This window comes from Vibrio sp. 10N.222.46.A1 (genome assembly GCF_041473595.1).
GTDB classification, from domain to species: domain Bacteria; phylum Pseudomonadota; class Gammaproteobacteria; order Enterobacterales; family Vibrionaceae; genus Vibrio; species Vibrio tasmaniensis_A.
The window spans coordinates 1-3478 of the sequence record NZ_JBFRSN010001092.1 but is presented as its reverse complement, the minus strand read 5'-3'; the positions used below and the strand labels follow the sequence as shown (position 1 = coordinate 3478).

General features: G+C 47.1%; 2 protein-coding genes. One reads left to right on the top strand and one right to left on the bottom strand.

Features of this window, described 5'->3' with window-relative positions; genetic code table 11:
* Positions 1-102: 102 nt before the first annotated feature.
* Positions 103-591 carry a hypothetical protein gene (locus tag AB4496_RS24115; protein WP_102257820.1) on the top strand — a complete coding sequence of 163 codons (489 nt, stop codon included), beginning with the start codon at positions 103-105 and terminating at the stop codon, positions 589-591.
* A 91-nt stretch (positions 592-682) separates the two neighbouring features.
* On the opposite strand, the gene AB4496_RS24110 is transcribed toward AB4496_RS24115, so the two are convergent.
* On the bottom strand, positions 683-3478 hold a 2796-nt coding region (locus AB4496_RS24110), incomplete at its 5' end, for an efflux RND transporter permease subunit (RefSeq protein WP_372132296.1).

Genomic DNA, 3478 nt, shown 5'->3' with positions numbered 1-3478 from the left:
CCCTTTATCGTTTATTTATTGGTACAGTTCGCAACCTTCATTCAACAATCTCGATCTATTGTTGAAGTAAGAAAACTGCCCTAGTTCGTTTAAGGTTCACACATGCTAAAACGATTTGCTCTCATTCTTTCACTCACATCTTCCCTAACTTTCGCTTGTGGTCTTCACCAAGATACAGGATTTAGTTTAGTGACAGAGCCCGGTTCACTAGAAGTCTTTGGCAACGTCATCACAGCCAGACAAGACAATGAATTCAACAACCTCAATAAACCGGATCACTTTCGACTCTTTGCCATCAAGGCTGCGCTTGCGAAACCCCACCCAAGCAAAATTGAGTTCAACTTATTCGAAGCAATTAAAGGTCATTACAGCCAAGTTAAACTTGAGAAAGGTGTCGATGTGTCAGGTCGAGATACTTTGCCTACAGAGGAAGATCTATTACTGATTACGGAACTCGATGTGTTCGATGCGCTAGCTACTGGCACCATATCTTGGGATCACGCGACACTAAACGGTTTGGTGATCATCAATGGCCCACAAGATAAACGAGAGCAACTTGAAGATTGGCTTAGTGATATTTTTGAAGGGTAGTTGGAATGAATTTAGTGAGAGAACAACACCATAATCGAACCAGATACGGCTCGATTATGGGTAATTGAAGAGCAGTTAAATTGAAAAACAGTTACGCAGCTTGAGTCACTATGTTTTTACGCTGATTTTTAGTCATCAAATGATAAACCACAGGCACAAAGTAGAACGAAATAAGCGTGGTTAATACTGTACCGCCGACAATCGCGACTGCAAATGGAGGCCAGAAACCACCACCAGCAATAATCAACGGCATAAAGCCACCAACGGTTGTAATTGTGGTTGAACTGATATGGCGAGTACACGACATCACTGCCTCAACGACCGCATCCACATTGCCTGATGAGGCTTGCTTATCGAGTTTCAATTCCGTCAGAATCACGATGGCAGCGTTAATCGCTAAGCCCGCAATCCCGAGCATGGCGATGATTACCGTAAAGCCGAACGGATAACCGAAGATCCACACCGACAACAGCCCTAGGCCACCAGCCAATCCTGCTACCATGAAGATGATGCTACTCATTCGGAAAGAGTTGAACGACATCACCACCACCAACACCATCAATACCACCACAACGGCGACATTCGAGATAAGGCTGTTGACTGAATTATCTCGTTCAGCGGATTCGCCACCAAAACCAATCGTGTAACCCGATGGCATCTGATAGCTTGCTAGGCGTTTTTGGAATTCATTAAGCACGGTTTGAGGCAAGACTCCTGCTTCAATGTAGCCCTCAATGGTATTCACACGTTGCCCATTTCGGCGGGTTATCGCGCCGCGACTGGTCGTCAATTCAAGTTCGGCCAGTGTCGATACGTTAATACCTGTCGAGTAGACATCTGAACTGATTGGCAAACGAATATTGCTTAAGTGAGCCAAGTTTTCACGCGCCTCATCTGCCACACGAACACGGATTGGTACCGACTCACTGCCTTCAATCACAGAGCCACTTTCACGACCTGTCAGCGTAGTTTGCAGCATACCTGCGAACTGGTTCAATGAAATACCATTCAGCTTTGCGGTGTCTTCATCAACCTTCAACCACACCTTCGGCGTACCTGGTTGCAGCGTTTCCCTTGTGTGCGTCACATGAGGAACACCCGCCAAAATCAATCGCACATCCTCACCAATCGCTTTCAACGTATCGAGGTTTTCACCATACACTCGCAGTTCAACGGGCGCGGTAAATGGAGGCCCTTGGTTAAGCTTACGTACCAAGATTTGTGCTTCCGGCACCTCTTCATCCAACACCTTTTGCAACTGTGGAATTAGCGCATTGGCTTGGTCAAAGTTCTCTGTTTTCACCATGGCTTGCGAGAAGTACGGCGCGTTATTTTGCCTTGCTTGCAGGTTGTAATAGAAGGATGGGAAGTTTGCGCCCACGAGCCAATCGATACGCTCCACTTCAGGATAACGATGAATGATATCGTCGATTTTTTCAGAGGTGTTTTTAGTGGCATAAATGCTCGCTTGAGGTGGCATATAAACCTGAATCTCAAACATGTCTCGGTCTGATGGCGGGAAGAATTGCTCAGTCAGCTGAGACATACTCCAGTAACCGGTAAACGGAACCAACAACACCAAAGCAATCGTGATGATTGGATGCGTGACACCAAAGCGGACAGAAGATGAGAACCAGCGCGTCAAAGCCGGGATTCTCAAACCCGTCATGTACCAATGGTGCTGCCCTTTCTTGTCGACATCACTGAGTTGTTTCGGCAATAGCTTGGTCGCTAAGCCTGCGATTAAGGTGTGCGAGATGATGTAAGAGCCGACCAATGAGAAAGAAACGGTAATCGCAATACCACCGACAAATTCACCCGATGCACCCGGCATCAAGATAATCGGGGCAAACGCCAACACGGTAGTTAAGGTTGAGCCTAATAACGGCACCCATAAATGCTTCAACGCATTCATGGTCGCTTCTGCTCGTTGTTGCCCTTTCAAACGATACGCCTGAATGGTATCGACCATCACCACCGCGTTATCAACCATGATCCCGAGCGCCACAATTAGGCCTGTCACCGACATTTGGTTAATCGGCACACCGGTCATTTTCATGATCGACAAGGTCAATAATGAGGTTAACGGCAGAGAAATGGCGACTAAGATCGCGGCACGCACGCCTAAAGTGACAAACAGAACAATCAAGATCAGACCAAAACCGATCATCAAGCTTTTGCCTAAATCGTCTAAGCGAGTCTCGGTATAACCTTGCTGATTAAACAGCACCGTCACCTTAACGTTACTTGGTAACTCTTGCTCAAATTTACCAATCAGAGCATTAGCTCGCGACGTCCAGTTGTCGACTCGCAGATCAGGATGCATTCTTGCCGCGACAATCACACCCGGCTCACCATCAATAATGGCAATCTGGTCTTGTGGGGTTTTCTCACCACGTTTCACAGAAGCAATGTCTTCCATACGGATGATGTGACCTTTGCTATCAGTGGCTATTGGCACTTGCTTAATCCGTTCAATAGAATCGAGTTCAGATTTAATTTCTAAGCCAAAGCGAGAATAAGCACTCACTAACTCGCCGGCGGAGTTCTTGGCGTCTGCCCCTTCGAGCGACTCAGCAATATTGGCACTTGAACGCCCCAACGCGGCGGCATCGGCCGTACGTAAACTGATTTGAATCTCTTCTTGTGGCATCCCGTATTCATCAACGAATTCAGTACCCGACAAAGTTCTTAGTCGCTTAGCGAGTTCTTTGGCATAGCGCCCGAGTGTTAATCGGTCAGGTTCACCTGCACCAGACCAGGTTAGAGATGCGATAGTTGTGAAAGCATAGGTATGATCACTGTCGAGATCGGGAGAATGAGAGCCCGCAGGCAAAATGGATTCGATGTCAGATAGCTTGTCGCGAGCTTGAGACCAAACTGGCTC

What these genes read in the sequence shown, in the direction of transcription:
- AB4496_RS24115 (WP_102257820.1), top strand. Translation starts at nt 103, where the DNA reads ATGCTAAAACGATTTGCTCTCATTCTTTCACTCACATCTTCCCTAACT.